At 67.6% G+C, this 20,822-nt stretch carries 11 protein-coding genes, 1 tRNA gene and 1 other RNA gene; 7 read left to right on the top strand and 6 right to left on the bottom strand.

The features are described 5' to 3' along the window. Positions 1 to 60 precede the first annotated feature (60 nt). Positions 61 to 157, bottom strand: an RNA gene (gene ffs, locus AC5P6A_RS02515) — signal recognition particle sRNA small type. A gap of 302 nt (positions 158 to 459) precedes the next feature. Between ffs and AC5P6A_RS02510 the strand changes: the two genes are divergently transcribed. Both AC5P6A_RS02510 and AC5P6A_RS02505 read left to right on the top strand, forming a co-directional pair. Then, positions 460 to 777 carry a DMT family transporter gene (locus tag AC5P6A_RS02510; RefSeq protein WP_005415486.1) on the top strand — a complete coding sequence of 106 codons (318 nt, stop codon included), beginning with the start codon at positions 460 to 462 and terminating at the stop codon, positions 775 to 777. Between the two features lie 358 nt (positions 778 to 1,135). Continuing rightward, complete coding sequence (locus tag AC5P6A_RS02505; RefSeq protein WP_346714634.1) at positions 1,136 to 12,037, top strand: autotransporter-associated beta strand repeat-containing protein; 10,902 nt, start codon at positions 1,136 to 1,138, stop codon at positions 12,035 to 12,037. Between the two features lie 56 nt (positions 12,038 to 12,093). Here the strand turns inward: AC5P6A_RS02505 and AC5P6A_RS02500 are convergent, their stop codons facing one another. Next, positions 12,094 to 12,537 carry a GNAT family N-acetyltransferase gene (locus AC5P6A_RS02500; protein WP_031270818.1) on the bottom strand — a complete coding sequence of 148 codons (444 nt, stop codon included), beginning with the start codon at positions 12,535 to 12,537 and terminating at the stop codon, positions 12,094 to 12,096. 352 nt (positions 12,538 to 12,889) lie between these two features. Here AC5P6A_RS02500 and AC5P6A_RS02495 point away from each other — a divergent pair, with 352 nt between their 5' ends. Further along, positions 12,890 to 13,264 carry a DUF3592 domain-containing protein gene (locus AC5P6A_RS02495; RefSeq protein ID WP_346714635.1) on the top strand — a complete coding sequence of 125 codons (375 nt, stop codon included), beginning with the start codon at positions 12,890 to 12,892 and terminating at the stop codon, positions 13,262 to 13,264. A gap of 335 nt (positions 13,265 to 13,599) precedes the next feature. On the opposite strand, the gene AC5P6A_RS02490 is transcribed toward AC5P6A_RS02495, so the two are convergent. Beyond that, positions 13,600 to 13,692, bottom strand: a tRNA-Ser gene (locus AC5P6A_RS02490). Positions 13,693 to 13,835: 143 nt separating this feature from the next. Between AC5P6A_RS02490 and dnaX the strand changes: the two genes are divergently transcribed. The 4 genes from dnaX to AC5P6A_RS02470 all read left to right on the top strand — a co-directional run bounded on the left by dnaX (position 13,836) and on the right by AC5P6A_RS02470 (position 17,349). Next, positions 13,836 to 15,884, top strand: a complete 2,049-nt coding sequence (gene dnaX / locus AC5P6A_RS02485; protein WP_346714636.1) for a DNA polymerase III subunit gamma/tau — start codon at positions 13,836 to 13,838, stop codon at positions 15,882 to 15,884. Between the two features lie 6 nt (positions 15,885 to 15,890). Then, complete coding sequence (locus AC5P6A_RS02480; protein ID WP_019659509.1) at positions 15,891 to 16,211, top strand: YbaB/EbfC family nucleoid-associated protein; 321 nt, start codon at positions 15,891 to 15,893, stop codon at positions 16,209 to 16,211. 111 nt (positions 16,212 to 16,322) lie between these two features. Continuing rightward, complete coding sequence (recR, locus tag AC5P6A_RS02475; protein ID WP_058979448.1) at positions 16,323 to 16,922, top strand: recombination mediator RecR; 600 nt, start codon at positions 16,323 to 16,325, stop codon at positions 16,920 to 16,922. Positions 16,923 to 16,989: 67 nt separating this feature from the next. Further along, positions 16,990 to 17,349, top strand: a complete 360-nt coding sequence (locus tag AC5P6A_RS02470; protein WP_005408300.1) for a histidine triad nucleotide-binding protein — start codon at positions 16,990 to 16,992, stop codon at positions 17,347 to 17,349. A 76-nt stretch (positions 17,350 to 17,425) separates the two neighbouring features. Here the strand turns inward: AC5P6A_RS02470 and AC5P6A_RS02465 are convergent, their stop codons facing one another. From AC5P6A_RS02465 to AC5P6A_RS02455, 3 genes are read right to left on the bottom strand one after another with little or no spacing between them, the layout of a single operon-like run. Then, complete coding sequence (locus tag AC5P6A_RS02465; protein WP_019659507.1) at positions 17,426 to 17,953, bottom strand: Slp family lipoprotein; 528 nt, start codon at positions 17,951 to 17,953, stop codon at positions 17,426 to 17,428. After that, a complete protein-coding gene (locus tag AC5P6A_RS02460; protein WP_346714637.1) occupies positions 17,950 to 19,899 on the bottom strand; it encodes a transglutaminase TgpA family protein in 1,950 nt (649 codons plus the stop codon). Before AC5P6A_RS02460 ends, AC5P6A_RS02465 begins: the two co-directional genes overlap by 4 nt. Beyond that, positions 19,892 to 20,815 (bottom strand): DUF58 domain-containing protein, encoded by a 924-nt coding sequence (locus tag AC5P6A_RS02455; protein WP_032955142.1) that lies wholly within the window; start codon positions 20,813 to 20,815, stop codon positions 19,892 to 19,894. Before AC5P6A_RS02455 ends, AC5P6A_RS02460 begins: the two co-directional genes overlap by 8 nt. Positions 20,816 to 20,822: the final 7 nt, after the last annotated feature.

Below are 20,822 nucleotides of genomic sequence, written 5' to 3'. Positions count from 1 at the left end.
GCCGGGGTCAGATCCCTTTGCCATGCAAAGGGAACTGACCCCAGTGCGGAAAAGGCGATGGCCCCGCCGGCTGACCTCGGCGCCCGCGTCGATCGATACCGTTGCTGCCTTCCGGCCCTGGCGGGATTTCCGACCTAGCGTCGCGAGGGGCCGACGGGGCCACCATAGAGACGTTGGCCGCCCAAGGGGCGGCCGGTGTTCACCGATCAGGGGAAGCAGCGCGCGACGCGCCGGAGACCACAGCCGGACTGCACATCGGCTGACCGATGGCAGACGGCAACTATAGCGCAGGCAGGTACATCGACGCCAGCTTCGTGCACTGAATCGGCTGTAACCCGCGTCTGCTGGCAAGGGCCCGGCGCGACCGGCGTTGCTACAATGCCGGCCAGGAGGAACGGCCTCCCCCACATCGGGAACCACTGACCAGGACGGCCTGGCCCTACCAAGAGGAGGGCTGTCATGGCCTGGATCTATCTGTTGTTCGCCGGCCTGCTGGAAATCGTCTGGGCCGTGTCCATGAAGCAGTCCGAAGGCTTCACCAGGCTCACCCCCACCGTAGTCACGATCATCGGCATGATCGCCAGCTTCTGGCTGCTTGCAGTAGCCATGCGCAGCCTGCCGCTGGGCACTGCCTACACAATCTGGACCGGCATCGGCGCGGTTGGTGCATTCGTGGTCGGCATCGTGTTCCTGGGCGAGCAGGTCAGCCCGATGCGGATCGGTGCAGCGGTGCTGATCGTTTCCGGCCTGGTGCTGATGAAACTCTCCAGCAGCTGAATGATTTACTTAAGGCGGGGAAGGGAATCTCCGCTTTCGGCAGGTATATGCATTTTCGGCAAGACCATTTTGTCCGCCCGTTTTATTTGACGTACGTCATGAAAATAATGAGCGTGATTCACATGCCGCTGGCACCTACGGTCGCACAGTGCCGCCATTCGTCGGGCGAAACCGGGGAGTTTTCGCCTTGAGGGACACGCTGTCGTACCTGTCACCGGGTGCGACCGCGTGAAGATGTGAAGATTTTCAGGAGTTAATGCCCTCGAACCTTGTTCCCGCATCGGGAGCCGGGGTGGGCCGCATTGTCTCCAAAAAACCTGCCAGCTGTGCCATCCGGTCTTTTCATGGAGATTTACCGATGAACCGCATTTACCGTCTGGTTTTCAATCGTGCCCTTGGGGTAATGCAGGTTGCTTCGGAGATCGCCCGCAATCCCGGCGGAAGCGCGGTCAGCGCAGGGCGGGTGCCGCGATTGCGGGCGCACCAGCTGGCGGCGGCTTTGGCCGCCACACTGGCCAGCGGACCGGCATTCGCAGCGTGCACGGGCACCACAACCGTAAACTGCGACAGCAGCACCAACATCAACAACTACTCCAACGCGACCAACGGCCTCACGCTGAACATCGACGCGGGTGCATTGCTGCGTACGCCGCCGATCGTAGGTGGCGGCAACGCAGCAACGCTGACCGGCGACAACGTGACGGTCAACAACAATGGCACGATCGATCCGAGCTCGATCATCCTCGCCTCGCCCGGCCTGGTCATCGGCAATGCTTCTGCCAACAACAGCGCGATCGTCGTCAACAACAATGCCAGCGGACAGATCAAGGGTGTCGTCAACATCGCAACGCTGCTGGGCTTCGGTGGACAGGCGCTGGTGGCACAGAATGTCAACGGCACCACCACCATCAACAACGCCGGCCTGATCAGCACGTCGTTGATCGGCGCAGGCAGCGTTTCCGACGCGACTACCGTGGTGACATACGGTGGTGCGGCAGCCAATGTGACCAACACCGGCACCATCGACGGGCGTGTCGGTCTGGGCGCTTCTGGCGGTAATACGTTCCTCAATGCGGGGGCGGTCAGTGGCAGCGTTCACCTGGGTGATTCAACCGGCGGCAACACCTTCACCGCAGTGTCGGGTTCCAGCGTTGTGAGCGGCGGCGGCAGCGCTCTTGCAGGCGTGATTACCGGTGTCACCGGGGTGAAGGTTGCGGCTGCGGGATCGGTCGACGCCGGCACCGGCAGTGGTGCGGCCAACAACACGCTGGTGTTGCAGAACGTCGTCAGCGGTCCGGGGGCCGGCACCGGCGGAGCGGTGACCACGCTGGGCTGGAACCAGTACCTCAATTTCCAGAAGCTCACCGTCAACAGCGGCACCTGGAACCTGCAGGGTGCGTGGGCGGGTGCAGGTGCGACCACGCTCAATGATGGCTTGGTCAATTTCAACAATGCCGGTTCCTTCGGCACAGGGCTGTTCACCGCCAACGGCGGTGCCATCGCATCCTCCACGGCCGGTCTGAATCTGGCCAACGCTTTCAGCCTCGGCGGCAATCTATCCCTGGCCGGGACCAATGCGTTCGGCTTGAATGGCGTGCTTTCAGGTGCTGGCGGACTGACGGTCAACAACACCGGCATCGTTACTCTCGGCGGCGCAAACCTGTTCTCCGGTGGCGTCAACCTCAATGCCGGCGGCCTGCTGCTGGGCAATGCCGGTGCACTCGGCAGCGGCAATCTGACCGTCGGTGGCAGCGCCTCGCTGGACACGACGGCGGGCTTCAACCTGGGCAACAACCTGGTGGTCAATGGCGGGGGCTCGCTGAACCTGCTGGGCAGCAATGCGCTGACATTGAGTGGCTCGATTTCCGGTGCCGGCAAAGTGACCAAGAACGGTGCGGGCACGCTGACCCTGAACGGTGCCAATTCGCTGAGCGGCAGCTTCAACCTGGCCGGGGGCGCGTTGGCCTTGGGCGCGGGCGGTAGCCTGTCGCCCACCGGCGCGATCACGCTGGGCGTCGGCACCAGCCTGGATCTTTCGGCGGCCGCCAACCAGACCATCGGTTCGCTGGCGGGCCTCGGCGGTTCGGTCAACCTAGGCAGCCACACGCTCACCCTCGCGGGGCTGGGCGATACCAGCTACGCCGGCACGTTCGCCGCAGGCACGGGTGGCCTGGTCAAGCTGGGCACCGGCGTGCAGACCTTGTCGGGCGTGAACAACCTCAGTGGCGGCGTGGCACTCAACGGCGGCGGCCTGCTGCTGGGCAATGCTGCTGCGCTGGGCAGCGGTTCGCTCAGTGTCGGCGGCGACGTGACGCTCGATGGAACCACGGGGGCGCTTGCACTGGGCAACGCGGTCAACCTCGGTTCGGGTGCCAGCCTCAATCTGCTCGGCAACCAGGCGTTGACGTTCAACGGCGTGATCGGTGGCACCGGCAGCCTGGTCAAGAGTGGTGCGACCACGCTGACGCTCAACGGTGCAAATACCTTTGGTGGTGGGCTGGCGCTCAATGCCGGTGGCTTGGTCCTGGGCAATGCCGGCGCGCTCGGAACCGGCGCGCTGAATGTCGGCGGTCCGACAACGCTCGATGCCAGCGCGGCGCTGAGCGTGGGCAACGGCATCAACCTCGGCGCAGGTGGCCTGCTGAATGTACTGGGCAGCAATGCATTGACGCTGGGCGGCGCCATCGGTGGCACCGGCAGCCTGGTCAAGAACGGTGCGGCCACGCTTACGCTGGGTGGCGCAAATACCTTCATCGGCGGCCTGGCGATCAATGCCGGCAAGGTTGCGGTGGGCAGCGGCGGAAGCCTGGCCGCCGGCGGTGCGGTCAGCCTGACCGGCGTTGGCGCGGACCTGGACATCTCGCTCGGCGGCAACCAGACCATCGGCGCGCTGTCCGGTATTGCCGGCAGCACGGTGACGCTGGGCAGCAGCACGCTCACCTTCGGTGATGCCACCAACCAGACCTTCGCCGGCGTGATCGGCGGCACCGGTGGGCTGATCAAGCAGGGTACCGGCGTGCAGACGCTGACCGGTGCCAATACCTTCAGCGGTGGGGTGAATCTTGCGGCCGGTGGGCTGGTGCTGGGCAACGCCGGTGCGCTGGGAAGCGGCGCGCTGACGGTCAGTGGCAACGGGTCGCTGGATGCCACGGCAGCGTTGAACCTGGGCAGTGCGATCAACCTCGGCGCGGCCCTGACCCTGCCGGGTAGCCAGAACCTGGCCCTGGCCGGCAACATCACGGGCACCGGCAGCCTGGTCAAGAACGGCGCCTCGACACTGACCTTGAACGGAACCAACACCTTCAGCGGTGGACTGAACGCAAACGCGGGCAGCCTGCTGCTGGGCAACAGCGGCGCGCTCGGTACGGGGACACTGGGCATCGGTGGCAACGTCTCGCTCGACGGCAGTGCGCCGCTGAACCTGAGCAACAACGTGGCACTGGGTGCAGGCGCCGCGTTGTCGCTGCCGGGTTCGCAGGCGATCACGCTGGGTGGGGTGGTGTCCGGTGCGGGCAGGCTGGTGAAGAACGGTGCCACCACCTTGACCCTCAATGGCGCCAACAGCTTCGGTGGGGGGCTGACCGTCAACGGCGGCGGCCTGCTGCTGGGCAACGCCGGCGCGCTGGGCACCGGTGCATTGTCGGTGGGGGCCGATACCACGCTGGACAGTTCGGTGGCCCTGAATCTCGCCAACGACGTCAACCTCGGTGCAGGCGCGGTGCTGGATCTGCTGGGCAGCCAGGACGTGTCGCTGGGCGGTGTCATCAGCGGCACTGGCGGCCTGGTCAAGAACGGTGCGGCGACACTGGCGTTGAACGGAGCCAACACCTTCAGCGGGGGTGTTGGCCTCAACGCGGGCCTGCTGCAGCTGGGCAATGCGCAGGCATTGGGTACCGGCCAGCTGGACGTGGGCGGCAACGCTTCGCTGGATGCAGCATCGGCGCTCACCGTGACCAACAACATAGGCCTCGCCGCCGGCGCCAACCTCACGGTGCTGGGCAGCAATGACCTGACGCTCGCCGGCCCGGTATTCGGTGTTGGCGGGCTGATCAAGGACGGTACGGCGCGGCTGACGTTGTCTGGCGCCAATACCTACAACGGTGGCACGACCATTAACGCAGGCACGCTGGCGCTGGGAGCGGGCGGCAGTCTTGCCGCAACCGGTGCAGTGGATCTTGCGGGCGCCGGTGCGGCACTGGACATCTCCGCAGCGGGTGCAGCGCAGACCATCGGCGCACTGAACGGCGTGGCAGGCAGCCAGCTGCTGCTTGGCGCGCAGTCACTCACCTTCGGCAGTGCCGCCGATGGCAGTTTTGCCGGCGTGATCGACGGTACCGGTGGCCTGATCAAGACCGGTACGGGCGTGCAGACGCTGTCCGGCGCCAACACGTTCAGCGGTGGCCTTGCGCTCAACGCGGGCGGCCTGATTCTCGGCGACGCCAGTGCGCTCGGCACCGGTCCGCTGGGCATCGGTGGCACCACCACGCTGGACAGTACCGTGGCGCTGAACCTGGCCAACGCGGTGAACTTTGGTGCCGGTACGCAACTGACGCTGGGCGGCACCAATGATGTCACCCTCGGCGGCGTGGTGGCTGGCAACGGCAGCCTGGTCAAGAACGGTACGGGTCTGCTGACGCTCAACAACACCAACACGTTCGATGGCGGCCTGACCTTGAACGGCGGCAGCCTGGTGGTGGGCGCCAACGGGGCGCTGGGTTCCGGCACGCTGGCGGTGAACAACAGTGCTTCGCTGGATGCCGGCACCGCGGTGACGCTGGGCAACGCGGTGAACCTTGGCTCGGGCGTGGCGCTGACCGTAGCGGGCAGCAATGCGCTGACCCTGGGCGGCATCGTGTCCGGCAATGGCAGCCTGATCAAGAACGGCACCGCCACGCTGACACTGGACGGCGCCAACACTTACAGCGGTGGCACCACCATCAACGCCGGCACGCTGGCGCTGGGCGTGGGGGGCAGTCTGGCTGCCGCTGGCGACCTCACGCTCGGTAATGCCGGCGCGGGCTTCGATATCTCCGGCGCGACCGGCAACCAGACCATCGGTGCGCTCAACGGCGTGCTCGGAACCACACTGGCGCTGGGGGGCAATTCGCTGACATTCGGCACCGCGACCAACGGGGCCTTCGATGGCGTGATCAGTGGTGGTGGCGGGCTGGTGAAGGTCGGCGCCGGGGTGCAGACCCTGTCCGGTGCCAATACCTTCGGCGGCGGCGTCTCGCTCGATGCCGGCGGCCTGGTGCTCGGCAATGATGCCGCGCTGGGTACCGGCGTGCTCACCGTCGGTGGGGCGACCACGCTGGATACCACCGCGCTGGCGACGCTGGCCAACAACGTGGTGCTCAACGCCGGGCTGACGGTGCTGGGCACCAGCGCGCTTACCCTCAACGGTGTGCTCTCCGGTGCCGGCAGCCTGACCAAGAACGGCACTGCGATGCTGACCTTGAACGGCGCCAACACCTACACCGGCGGTACCAACGTCAACGCCGGCACGCTGGCACTCGGCGCCGGGGCCAGCCTGGCCGCAAGCGGCACCGTCAATCTCGCCACCGGCGCCACGCTGGACCTGTCGGCCGGCAACGGCACGCAGGTGTTCGGCACGCTGGTTGGCAACGGCACGGTCAACCTGGGCGCCAACAACATCGAAGTGGGCAGCGCCGCCAACGGCACCTTCAGCGGTTCGATCGCCGGCACCGGTAGCCTGACCAAGGTCGGTAGCGGTATCGAGACACTGACCGGCACCAATACCTACACCGGCGGCACCACCATCAACGGCGGCACGCTGGCGATCGGTCTCGGCGGCAGTCTGTCCTCGTCCGGAGCGGTGAACGTCGCCGCCGCCGGCGCGGGCTTCGACAATTCGGGTTCCGGTGCCAACCAGACGATTGGTTCACTGTCTGGCGTGACCGGCTCCCTGGTCAGCCTCGGCGCCAACTCGCTGATCCTCGGCGGCGCCGACAGCAGCACCTTCGACGGTTCGATTTCCGGCACCGGTGCGCTGGTCAAGAACGGCGTGGGTATCCTCACCCTGGGCGGCGCCAACCTGTTCAGTGGTGGTCTGGCCTTGAACGGTGGAGGCCTGGTGGTCGGCAACAACAGCGCGCTGGGTACGGGGGCGCTGGACGTGGGGGCCGACGCGACGCTGGACAGCAGCCTGGCAGTCACCCTCGGCAACGCCATCAACCTCTCTGCCGGCAACAACCTCACCCTGCTCGGCAGCAATGGGCTGACCCTGGACGGCATCATCAGCGGTGCCGGTGGTCTGGTGAAGGACGGCGCAGCCACGGTGACCCTGACCGGTGCCAACACCTATTCCGGCGGCACCACCATCAACAACGGCACGCTGGCCATCGGTGCCGGAGGCAGCCTGGCGTCCACCGGCGCGGTGAATCTGGCCGGTGCCGGCACGCTGGACATCTCCGGCGGTGGCAGCCAGAGCATTGGTTCGCTGGCCGGCGTGGCCGGCAGCACAGTGGCGCTGGGCGGCAACACGCTGACCCTCGGCGGCGTCGCCGACAGCACCTACAACGGCGTGATCAGCGGCAGTGGCGGCCTGATCAAGAACGGCGCCGGCGTGCAGACGCTGAATGGTGCCAATGCCTTCAGCGGTGGCGTCACGCTCAACGCCGGTGGCCTGGTGGTCGGCAACAATTCCGCGCTTGGCACGGGTACGGTGACCGTGGGTGGCAATGCCTCGCTCGATTCCAACAGCGCGATCACGCTGGGCAACAACTTCGTTCTCAATGCCGGCCTGACCGTGCTGGGCAGCAACGATCTGACACTCAACGGCAATCTCAGCGGCACCGGGTTCCTCACCAAGGAGGGCCTGGCCACACTGACCTTGAACGGCACCAACACCTATTCCGGTGGCACCAACATCAACGCCGGTACGCTGGCGCTGGGCGCGGGCGCGAGCCTGCTTGCCAGTGGCACCGTCAACCTGGCCACCGGCGCGACCTTCGATCTGTCGGCCGGTGCGGGTACGCAGGTGTTCGGCACGCTGATCGGCAACGGTACGGTGAATCTGGGCGCGAACACGCTGACCATCGGCGATGCCAGCAACGGCACGTTCGGTGGTTCGATTGCCGGCACCGGCGGCCTGATCAAGGAAGGCACCGGCACCGAAACCCTGACCGGTACCAACACCTTCACCGGCGGCACCACCATCAATGCCGGCACGCTGGCGATCGGTGCCGGCGGCAGCCTGGCGGCGACCGGTGCGGTCACCCTCGCCAATGCGGGTACCGCGTTCGATATCTCCGCAGGCGGCAACCAGAGCATCGGCTCGCTGGCGGGCGTGGCGGGTTCGAGTGTGGCGCTGGGTGGCAACACGCTGACTCTCGGCGGCGTCGGCAACACCACGTTCGACGGCACCATCGGCGGCACGGGAGCGCTGATCAAGGACGGCGCTGGCGTGCAGACGCTGGGCGGTGCGAACACCTTCAGCGGCGGCGTCACCCTCAATGCCGGCGGGCTGGTGGTCGGCAACAATGCCGCGCTCGGTACGAGTGCGTTGAACGTGGCCGGGAACGGTTCGCTGGATGCCAACGCGGCGGTGACCCTGGCCAACAACGTTGCACTCGGCGCCGGTGCCACGCTTGATGTGCTGGGCAACAACGACCTGACGCTGGCCGGTGCGGTCTCCGGTGCAGGCGGCCTGACCAAGGACGGTGCGGCCACGCTGACCCTGGCCGGCGCCAGCAGCTACACCGGCACCACCACCATCAACAGCGGCACGCTGGCGGTGGGCGCGGGCGGCAGCCTGTCCGACGCCAGCACGGTGAACCTGGCCGGCACCGGTACGCTGGACATCAGTGCCGGTGGCAACCAGAGCATCGGTGGCCTGGCCGGTGTTACCGGCGGTACGGTGGCGCTGGGCGGTGCAACGCTGACCACCGGCGGCAACAACGCCAGCACCACGTTCGCCGGCGTGATCGGCGGCACCGGTGGCCTGGTGCAGAGTGGTACCGGCACGCTGACCCTGAGCGGTGACAACACCTACACCGGTGGCACCACCATCAACGGTGGCAGCACGCTGCAGATCGGCAACGGTGGCAGCACCGGCTCGGTGCTGGGCGACATCACCAACGACGGCAGCCTGGTCTACAACCTCGGCACCACGGCAACCGTGGGCGGTGTGGTCAGCGGCAGTGGCAGCCTGACCCAGGCCGGCAGCGGTACGCTGGTGCTGACCGGCAACAACACCTACACCGGCGGTACCACCATCAATGCCGGTGGCACATTGCAGGTGGGCAACGGCGGTGCAACCGGCGCGATCGTGGGTGACATCACCAACAACGGTGCGCTGGTATCCAACGTGGCCGGCAACACCACGCTGGGCGGCACCATCAGCGGCGCCGGTGGCCTGACCCAGGCCGGCAGCGGCACGCTGACCCTGACCGGCAACAACACCTATACCGGCGGCACCACCATCAATGCCGGTGGCACGCTGCAGGTGGGCAATGGCGGTGCGACCGGCGCGATCACCGGCAACGTTGCCAACAACGGCAGCCTGGTGTTCAACGTCGGTGGCAACACCACAGTCGATGGCGCGATCAGTGGCAGTGGCACGCTGATCCAGGCCGGCGCTGGCGTGTTGACCCTGGTTGGCAACAACACCTACACCGGCGGCACCACCATCAATGCCGGTGGCACGCTGCAGGTCGGCAACGGCGGGGCAACCGGCTCCATCGCTGGCGACATCACCAACGATGGAGCGTTGATCTCCAACGTGGGCGGCAACACCGCGCTGGGCGGCACCATCAGCGGCAGCGGCGGCCTGACCCAGGCCGGCAGCGGGACGTTGCTGCTGACCGGTACCAACACCTATACCGGCGGTACCACCATCAACGCCGGCGGTACGCTGCAGCTGGGCAACGGCGGTGCGACGGGCTCGATCGTCGGCGACGTCACCAACAATGGCACGCTGCTCTCCAATGTGGCGGGCAATACCACGCTGAATGGCACCATCAGTGGCAGTGGCGGCCTGACCCAGGCCGGTAGCGGCACGCTGACCCTGAACGGCAACAACACCTATACCGGCCAGACCACCATCAATGCCGGTGGCACCCTGCAGGTCGGCAATGGCGGTGCGACCGGTGCCATCGGCGGCAGCGTCGTCAACAACGGCAGCCTGGTGTTCAACGTGGGTGGCAACACCGCCGTCGGCGGTGCCATCAGCGGCAGCGGCGGCCTGACCCAGGCCGGCACCGGCACCGTGGTCCTGACCGGTAACAACACCTATACCGGCGGCACCACCATCAACACCGGCGGCACGCTGCAGGTCGGCAACGGTGGCGCGAGCGGTGCGATCACCGGCAACGTTGCCAACAACGGTAGCCTTGTGTTCAACGTTGGCGGCAACACCACGGTGGGCGGCACCATCAGCGGCAACGGTGGCCTGACCCAGGCCGGCACCGGCACCGTGGTCCTGACCGGCAACAACACCTACACCGGCGGCACCACCATCAATGCCGGCGGCACCGTGCAGGTCGGCAATGGCGGCGCCAGCGGCTCGATCACCGGCAATATCACCAACAATGGTGGCCTGGTCATCAACACCGGCGGCACCACCACGCTGGGCGGCACCATCAGCGGTGGTGGCAGCATCGTGCAGGCAGGCCCGGGCGGCCTGAACCTGGGCGGCAACAGCGGCGGCTTCAGCGGCACCGGCCAGGTCACCGGCGGTGGCCTGAATGTCACCGGCAACATCGGTGGCCAGTGGACCATCGGCAGCGGTACCACGCTGTCCGGTACCGGGACCATCGGTGGCACGGGTGGCGGCGTGACGGTGTCCAGCGGCGGCGTGCTGTCGCCGGGCAATGGTCCAGGCAACAGCGGCGGTGCGGGCAATGGCGCCGGCACCATTACGGTGGGCGGCAATCTGACCCTGTCGCCGGGCAGCACGCTGGGCATCGACCTGGGTGCCACCGGCAGCGACACGGTGCAGGTGGGCGGTAGTGCAAACGTGGGTGGCAGCACGGTGCGGGTGAACACCATTTCGCCGAGCACCAGCTACCAGCAGGGCCAGCAGTACACGGTGGTCAATGCAGGTGGTGGCGTGAGCGGGCAGTTCGCTTCGGCAACCTCGCCGTCGGCCTTCCTGACGATTACGCCGGTCTATACCGCCAACACCGCCAACCTGCAGATAGACGTGGCGCAGACCGCAGCATTCACCACCGCAGCGACGACGCGCAACCAGTACAACACTGCCGCAGCGCTGGACAGCCTGCCGCAGAGCGGCCCGGCGCTGGGCCTGTACAACACCCTGCTGATGTATGACGCGGGCACTGCGCGCGCGGCGTTCGACCAGCTTTCGGGTGAAGTGCATGCGGCCAGCCGCGCGGTGCTGCTGTACGACAACTACCTGGAGGAGGGTATCCGCCAGCGCCTGGGCAGTGAGCTGCCGACCGTGCGTGGTGAGCGAGCCTCGGCCTGGCTGGCCGGGAGTGGCAAGGTGTTCCGCCAGGACGGTGACGGCAACGGCGATGACATCCGCTCCAACCGCAATGCGCTGATGGCGGGCGTGGACTGGCAGCTGGGCGAGCACGTGGTGCTGGGTGCGGCCGCAGGCAACGAGCGGCTGGATACGCGCCTGTACGATCGCAGTTCGCGGGCCCGCCTGCGTGGCCACACGTTCGGCCTGTATGCACAGGGCCAGTGGAACAACGGTTTCGCGGTCGGTGGCAGCGTATCGCGCGGCGACTACCGCACGCGCACCACGCGTGAGGTGCCGCTGCTGGGCCAGACCCTGTACAGCCGCCAGGACTCGGATGTCACCATCGCGCAGGTGGAGGGCAGCTGGACCTGGTCCCATGGCAGGACCCAGCTGCAGCCGTACGTGCAGTTCACCAAGCACTGGGTCGACAGCGATCGCGCAGTGGAGCAGGGCGGCACTGCTGCGCTGGCGCTGGAAGGCGGCAAGGACACGCTCAATGTCAGCACCGTGGGCGTGCGTGGGCGCTGGGACGTGGGCAGCGGCGAGCGCTTCCCGGCACAGCTGACGGTCGGCCTCGGCTGGCAGCACGCCTCGGGTGACACCGATGTGGCCAGCCGCAATCGCTTCGCGGTGGGCGGCAATGCCTTCGATGTCTACAGTGCGGTGATGGCGCGCAATGCGCTGGTCAGCCAGCTGGGCGTGGCGGTCGGCCTCGGCCGCAACAGCCAGCTGTCGATGTTCGTGCAGGGCCAGCATGGCGATGGCCGCCGCGACGTGGGTGGGCAGATCAACCTGCGCGTGGGCTTCTGAGGGAAGTGCGGCGATGTTGGATCCAGGCTTGCGTGGATCCGGGGCGGGGCGGAGGGCTAGACCCCCCGCTCCATCTCCACGGCGTCGATCCCGGCGCCGTGGCCATTGGACACGATCCGCGTCACCTGGAAGCCCAGCCCGGCATAGAAGCCCTGGGTGTGCTGGCTGGTACTGAGCGTGATGCGCTTGATCGACGGATCCGCTTCGGCCTGGCGCAGGCGTGCCAGCGCCAGTTCGCGGCCCAGTCCCTGCCGGTGCAGCGCGCGCTGCACCATGCCCCAGCAGAAGCCGGCACTGCCGTCGCCGCGTCGCGACAGGCCGCCACAGGCCACGATGCTGCCATCGCGCTCGATCACCTGGAATGCACAGTCCATGGCCTGCTCGCGCAGGAAGCGTTCAAAGTCGCTGCGCTCTTCGGGCGCGAAATAGGTGGGCACGTTGCTGTCGAACATCGACAGGCAGGCGCTGGCGTCGGCGGGGCGGTAGAGGCGGAGGTTCATGGGAAATGCCATGGAGTTGCCCGGCTGCATTTCAACCGTCCAGACGTTGGGAGGGGGCGAAGCGTTCCAGGGTACATGGAGCGATGCCGATCCTTTTCCAGGTGACTTTTCCCCACTCGAATGACCGTGCTCGGGACGCAGGCGCCTGTACCAGGCGGGTGCGTCGTTCGCGGGCAATGGCGAGGCGCATGCGGCCGCGATGGCGTGCAGCGGGGCGCGGCGGCTTCCGGGCTATGCTTTCGACACATGGGACTGACCGCGCGGCAGGATCCGCCGGCCCCATTCGTCTTCCTGCCTGCAACGGAGCTGCCCAGTGACGCCCGACCCGTCTCTTTCCCGGACTGCCCAGCTCATGCGTGGTCTGCTGTTTGGCGCGGTGGGCCTGTTGAGCCTTGCCGGGGCCGCCCTCGAGGTGACGCATCGTCTTGAGTTCCTGGAGGTCGCGCAGGCCGTTGATGGCCAGGTCGAGCGCCTGAACGCCGGCGGATCGCATCCGCAGGTCGCGTTCACCACCGCGACCGGCCAACGCATCTCGTACCCGCAGGGCGGCATGATTTTCGGCTATGAGCCTGGGCAGCCGGTACGCGTGCTGTACGACCCGGCGCGACTGCGGCTGGAGCCGGTCCTGGATACGTTCGGTGCGTTGTGGGGAATGACGGTCGTGTGGGTGCTGCTGGGGCTGGCGTTCGTCGGCGCCTGCGTGCGGGGATTGCTCCGGCGCAGATGACTCGCGGCCGATCGCGCGCCGTCGGCGGGCGGGCCGTTGGACCGGCCACGGCGGCAGCGCCTGTTCAGTCCGGTAGTGCCTGCGGCGATTGCCGCCAGCCAAAATAAAAAAGCCGCCCACTGGGCGGCTTCTTCATTTATCTGGCGGAGAGAGGGGGATTGTCGGGTGCATCCCTGCACCCGATCCCGATGCGCGTTGCGCCCCGGGACCAGCCTGCGGCTGTCCGGTTCTGCTCCTGCAGAACCGTCGAACCCCGGCGGGGCTTCTCACCACCCATCCCATCCGCCAGACAAACGCAAAAGGGCCACCCTGTGGGCGGCCCTTTTGCGTTTGTCTGGCGGAGAGAGGGGGATTCGAACCCCCGAAGCGCGGTTTAGACGCTTACACACTTTCCAGGCGTGCTCCTTCAACCACTCGGACACCTCTCCGGATCCCTGCCACCGGCAAACGCCTCAGCAGGGGCGCAGATTCTAGCGGGCGGCGCGGCCGGACACAAGCGCCCAGATCACGGACGCATCCGGGCGCATTGTTGGCGAGGGGGCTGGACAGGCATGGCACAATGGAACATCCGATGGAAAACGGTGGCCTGATGTCCTACCTCGTCCTTGCCCGCAAGTGGCGTCCGAAGCGTTTTGCCGAGCTGGTGGGCCAGGAACACGTGGTCCGTGCGCTCAGCAACGCGTTGGACAGCGGCCGTGTCCACCACGCGTTCCTGTTCACCGGTACCCGCGGCGTGGGCAAGACCACCATCGCGCGCATCTTCGCCAAGTCGCTGAACTGCGAGCAGGGCACCAGCGCCGACCCGTGCGGCCAGTGCGCGGCCTGCCTGGACATCGACGCCGGCCGCTACATCGACCTGCTGGAAATCGATGCCGCGTCCAACACCGGCGTGGATGACGTGCGCGAGGTGATCGAGAACGCGCAGTACATGCCGTCGCGCGGCAAGTACAAGGTCTACCTGATCGACGAAGTGCACATGCTGTCCAAGGCGGCGTTCAATGCGCTGCTGAAGACGCTGGAAGAACCGCCGGAGCACGTGAAGTTCCTGCTGGCCACCACCGACCCGCAGAAGCTGCCGGTCACCGTGCTCAGCCGCTGCCTGCAGTTCAACCTCAAGCGCCTGGACGAGGATCAGATCCAGGGCCAGATGACGCGCATCCTGGCAGCAGAAGAGATCGAGGCAGATGGCAGTGCCATCGTACAGCTGGCCAAGGCCGCTGACGGCAGCCTGCGCGACGGCCTGTCGCTGCTGGACCAGGCGATCGCCTATGCCGGCGGCGCGCTGCGCGAGGACGTGGTGCGCACCATGCTGGGCACGGTCGATCGCACCCAGGTGGCGGCGATGCTCGATGCGCTGGCCGAGGGCGATGGCCCGCGCCTGCTGCAGGTGGTGGCCGCGCTGGCCGAATTCTCACCGGACTGGAGTGGCGTGCTGGAAGCGCTGGCCGAAGGCCTGCACCGCATCCAGGTGCAGCAGCTGGTACCGGGTGCGGCCGCTGCCGAAGGCCTGGACGCCGTCGCATTCGCCGAGCGCCTGCGCCCGGAAGTGGTGCAGCTCTGGTACCAGATGGCCCTGAATGGCCGGCGCGACCTGCCGTTGGCGCCGAGCCCGCGCGCAGGTTTCGAAATGGCCGTGCTGCGGATGCTGGCATTCCGCCCGGCCGTAGCAGTCCCGCCGGTACCGAAGTCGGTGGATGGTGCAGGCAATGCGCCGGGTGGCAATGCTGCCGGTAGTGGCACCGGTGCGGGTACCCACGAAGCGATGCCGGCGACTGCCGCCGCTTCGGCAAGCCCGGCCGTGGTGGCGCAGGTGGCCGCTCCGGTGCAGGCCGCGCCGCGCGAACCTGAACCCGAACCCGAGCCGGCCCCGCAACCCGAACCGGACCCGACGCCGGAGCCCGAGCCGGTTCCGGTGGAAGAGCCTGTGCAGCCGCCGCCGATGAAGGCCGAGGCCGCTCCACCGGCTGCTGAAGCGGAAGCGGGCGACGACCTGCCGCCGTGGGCCACCGACGAAACCGAGGCGCGTGACGAGGCGCTGGCGGCCGAGATGGCGGGGCCAGACGCCGCCATGGTCGCGCCCTGGCATGAGCCGCCGGCTCCCGTCGTGGCTCCCAGCGAGCCTGCACCGCCCGAGCGCCCGTTCCGCACTGAAGGCATTGCCATCGCGCCGGCCGAGCCCGCGCCAGTGCAGGGGACCGCGCCGCTGGAAGGTGTCAGCGACCTGGCCACGGCCGAGGACTGGCTGGATCTGGTGGCCAACAGCGGCCTCAGCGGCCCGTCGCGGCAGCTGGCGGCCAACGCTGCCTTCATCAGTTGCCAGCACGGGACCTTGAAACTGGGCCTTTCGCCCGGATTTGAGTACCTGCGCTCTGAGCGTGCGCTGGCCGCCCTGGGCGAGATGCTGGAGAAAGCCCTTGGCCAGGCCCCGAAGATCGTGGTCGAGACCGTGGAGATCGAGCACGTTCCGGCCGAGACCCTGCATCAGCGTGCCGACCGCCAGCGTAGTGAGCGGCAGCAGGTGGCAGAGGCTGTTTTCATGGACGATCCGGAGGTGCAGGTGCTGATCCAACAGCACGGTGCCCGGGTTGTTTCCGATTCCATCCGTTCTTTTGACGAGTAAGAGACTATGCGCGGCAACATCGCCCAACTGATGCAGCAGGCCCAGAAGATGCAGGAGAACCTGCAGAAGGCCCAGGAAGAAATCGCAAGGATCGAAGTGACCGGCAGTGCCGGTGGCGGCATGGTCAGCGTGACCCTGACCGGCGCCAAGGAATGCCGCAAGGTGCGCATCGACCCGTCGCTGACCAGCGACCCGGAGATGCTGGAAGACCTGATCGCCGCCGCCTTCAACGATGCTTCGAACAAGATCGATGCCGAGTCGAAGTCGAAGATGGGTTCGGCCACCGCTGGCATGCAGTTGCCGCCGGGCATGAAGCTGCCGTTCTGATTCTTGGCGGGGCGCCTGCTGCTGCAGGCGCCCGCTGCAACCCTCAGTCGAGCATGGCTCGAGTCTACACGTAGCTGTCGAGCTTGCTCGACGCCATCAAAGCACACCGCCGTGTCCGCACCCCTGCTTGAACAATTGATCGACGCGCTGCGGGTGCTGCCTGGCGTGGGCCAGAAGACGGCGCAGCGCATGGCCTACCACCTGCTAGAGCGCGAGCGCGAAGGTGGCCAGCGCCTGGCCCAGACCCTGGCGCTGGCGGTGGAGCGCATCGGCCACTGTGCGCAGTGCCGCGATTTCAGCGAAACCGAGCTGTGCCCGACCTGTGCCAACGGCAGCCGCGAGCGCAGCCAGCTGTGCGTAGTCGAATCGCCGGCCGACCGCCTGGCCATCGAAAACGCCACCGGCTTCCGCGGTGTCTACTTCGTGCTGCAGGGGCGACTGTCGCCGCTCGATGGCGTCGGCCCGCGCGAACTGGGCCTGGAGCAGCTGGAGCGACGGCTGGCCGAAGGCGAGGTGCAGGAGCTGATCATCGCCACCAGCGCCACTGTCGAGGGCGAGGCCACCGCGCATTACCTGGCGCAGCTGGCGCGCGCACGCAAGGTACAGCCCAGTCGCCTGGCGCAGGGCCTGCCGCTGGGCGGCGAGCTCGAATACGTTGATCGTGGCACGCTGTCGCACGCGTTCGGTACGCGCAGCGAATTCCGCGATTGAGCAACGGCCGGACGTGGCCGGGCGTGGGCGGCCTACAATGCGGGAGACATCTCCGCCGAGGCCGACCATGAGCAACGAAACCCTTTTCAGCAAGATCATCCGTCGTGAGATCCCGGCCACCATCGTCTACGAGGATGACGAGGTGCTGGGCTTCAAGGACATCGCACCGCAGGCGCCGGTGCATGTGCTGTTCATCCCGAAGAACGAGATCATTCCGACCCTGGATGACCTGCAGCCCTCGCAGGCGCACCTGATCGGCAAACTGGCCCTGGCCGCTGCCGAGTACGCGCGCCGCGAGGGATTCGCGCAGGACGGCTACCGCATCGTGATGAACTGCCGTGAGCATGCCGGGCAGACCGTGTTCCATATCCATATGCACCTGCTGGCGGGGGCACCGCTGGGGCATTTCGGTGCGCCTGGGCGTTGAAGCCCCTGTCCACGCCATGCGTGGATGAAAAAGGCCGCCCGAGGGCGGCCTTTCCGTCATGCCTGTGCGGTGGCGATCACCACCAGCCCCAGCGGCCATAGCCGCCCCAGTAAGGGCCCCACGGACCCGGACCCCACGGGCCATAGGGGTAGGGCACCACATCGACCTGGCGCTGTTCCGGCCACAGGTAGATGACATCGGCCGCCAGCTTCGGCAGGCGATAGTCGTACTCGCCGATGCGGGTGTTCTGGTAGCCGTCGATCTTGCCGATGAAGGTGACGTCACGACCGGCCTCGAACACCGCCGGGTCGTAGAAGCCGGCACGGCAGGCGATGAAGCGGCCGTCGCTGGCATCGGACGAGGTGGTGTTCGGGCGGCCACTGCCATTGAGCGGGCGCGAGATGATCTGGAAGCAGGTCTCGCCCTGGCCAGGCTTGGTTTCGATGATGCGACCGCCCCAACGGACCGGCGTGCCGACCTGCTGGGTAGCGACCGAGTCGCGAGGAGAGACCAGGCTGAACTGTCCCTGCAGCGGCTTCGGGGCCGTGGCGCAGGCCGACAGGGCCAGCGTGGCCACAGCGGTGAGGAGGAACTTGGTGTTCATGGGGAGGCTCCGGAAGTCGGGCGATGCCTGCGCAGGTCCCGCAATAATGAGGCGAGGTCGTTGCAAGTTCCAGCGTAGCGCGCGTCGGCGAAACGCTGGCTGAGCGCGAGCAGGGTGGGGTCGGGTCGCTGCCGGTGAACCCGCTGTGCCCAGTGCTGTGCGGTTTCGTGCGGTTCTCGGGCCAGGCCGAGGCGGGCGTAGCGTCGCCCGAGGCGATGCCAGGCGCGCAGCAGCGGGTCGCGTTCGCGCTCGCCGCGGGCCAGCAGCCAGGCCATCCACGCCAGTGCCAGCAGGGCGGCCACGACGAAGCCGGCGACCAGCTGCCCGGGACCCAGATCGTCCAGCCCGAAAGGCTTGAGCAGTTGCTGCTGGCGGCGCGCATCGAAGGACAGCACCAGATCGTTCCAGCCGCGGCGCAGCCAATCCCCCATCTGGCCCAGCTGCAGCCACCGCTGTCGCAGTGGTGTGTCCGTGCCGGCCTGCAGGCGGTCGTCCAGCGTGTCCAGGATGCGTTCCGGTGCCACGGCCGCCGTCGGGTCTACCCGTACCCAGCCGCGCTGCGGCAGCCACACCTCGGCCCAGGCGTGGGCATCCATCCGCCGCACCACCCAGTAGTCGCCGATGCGGTTGCGGGTGCCGCCGGCGAAACCGGTCACCACCCGCGCGGGTACACCCGCGTTGCGCATCAGCACCACGAAAGCCGAGCTGAAGTGTTCACAGAAGCCGGCCTTGTAGCCGAACAGGAACTCGTCGATCGGGTCGCGCCCCGCCGCCGGGGTATCCAGCGTGTACGAGAAATCCGTGGTGATCCACTGCAGCGCGCGGCGCACGATGGCCTCGTCATCACCGCCGGCGTCCTGTCGCCATTGCTGGGCCAGGGTGGCGGTGCGCGGGTTGAAGCCGGCCGGCAGCTGCAACGTCGCGCGGCGCAGATAGGGCGACAGCGTGCTGTCGAAGCGCAGTGGCGGGGCCGAATGCAACCGCCAGCGGCTGAGCGAGGCCAGCGGGCGTTCGCTGCGCAGGCTCATGTCCGCATCCAGCATGCTGCCCGCAGGCGCACCGCTGGGCAGGTCCAGCGCCACAAGCTGGCGGCGGTCAGTCGGCTCGTAGTCGATCTGGTAATCCCAGCCCTGTGTACCGGCTTCAACCACCGCAGCAGGTCGCCGCGCGCTCGCAGGCTCGCGTGTCCAGCGCCGTCCATCGAAGGCGGTCAGTACAGGGCCGCGCCAGTAGCGCTGCGCCGGCTCGGGTGGGGCACCGAAGAACTGCACGCGCAACGCCGGGGTGTCGTCGGCCATCAGGTCCAGCCACTGGCCGGGTTCCATGCTGTCGGACAGCCCCGGTGTACCCACGGCGCGCTCGGGAACGCCCCACAGTGGCGTGGCAAGGCGCGGGAACAGCCAGAAGCAGGCCAATGCCAGCGGCAGGCCGATCGCCAGCAGGCGGCCGACACCACGCAGCTGCCCGCGCAACGGCAGGCGGCCAGCATGGCCTTCATCCTGCGCCAGGCGTTGCAGGGCGAGCAGTGCGCCGACCCCGGCCAGCGCGGCCAGTGCTGTTGTCAGCGGCCCCTGGTCGAGCAGGAATGCTGCAAAGGGCGAGAACAGCGCAAAGCCGAGCAGACTGCGGGCATCACGCATGCTGCGCAGCTCGCTGGACTTGATCGCCAGCATCGCGGCCAGCAGCGCGCAACCGGTGTCGCGTCCTGGGCGCACCATGCCCATCTGCCAGACGATGGCGCCGAGCATGGCCAGCACCAGCAGCAGGCGCACCGGCATCGGCAGCACTGTCCGCCGCGACAGGGCGGCGGTGAAAATCGCCGCCAGCGCGATCACGCCCGCCAGCAGTGGCGGCAGCTGCAGCAGCAGCGGCAACAGAGCCAGCGCCGCGCTGGCCAGGGTCCAGTTGCGGGCGTTGCGGTCGAGCAGCTCCGGGGTCTCAGTCATGCGGCATCAGCGCCAGCGCGCGCAGGCACAGGTGGTGGTGGCTGGCGCCCTGTCCGGGCCCGAACGGCGGGTGTGCAGGCAGCAACAGGGTGTAGCGGCGGCCCTCGCGCTCGGCTACATCCACCCAGCGCGCCAATCGAGCGATGCGTGCTTCTTGGCCCAGCGGCGCCAATGCGCGCCAGTCGAGGACTACTTCGATGCCGACCGGTTTTTCGTACTCGCGCACCAGCAGGCTGTCGCGGCGTGCCGAGTGCTTCCAGGAAATGCTGCGCGGCGCATCGCCCGCCCGGTAGGGGCGCAGCTGATGCAGTTCCTCGCCGCTGGCGTGGGCACGGGTATGCAGCGGATCGCTGCCGCTCTCCGGCAGTGCAGGCGCCAGGGCTTCGGCCAGTGGGTAGACCAGCAGCGGCTGTTCCGGCCACACCCACGACCACGCCCGCACCAGGCCCAGGGGCTGGGTCGTGGACAGGCGGATACGTGGAAGCTCCAGCCAGCCCCGGCGTTCGCTGGGAACCTCCAGTTCCACTTCACCACGGCCGTGTGCAGGCAGCGAGGTCCAGGCCTGGCTGTCGCCCAGCTGGAGATGAAGGCCGTGCCGCGCACGCGGATCCCGCAGAGAGAGGTCCACGCGCAGGCGCAAGGGTTGCCCGGCCGGTACCGGCTCGGCGGAGATCGCGTCGATCTGTACGCCGGACAACTGGAGATGCGCGGCAATGGCACTGGCGATTGCCGCTGCCGCCAGCAGCAGGGCCAGCAGCAGGGCGGGATTGTTGTTGTAGTTCAGCGCGCCCAGCAGCATGGCTGCCAGCAGGATTGCAACGAACAGGCCGAAGCGGGTGGGCAGCACATAGATGCGATGGCGATCCAGTCGCTTCGGCAAGGCTTCGGGCCTGCGCGGCCGAGCCAGCAGCTGCATGCGTGCC

This window comes from Stenotrophomonas sp. YJH_SMC_20 (assembly GCF_059367845.1).
Note: the sequence above shows the minus strand (reverse complement) of the source record. Positions and strands in the feature narration are given on the sequence as shown.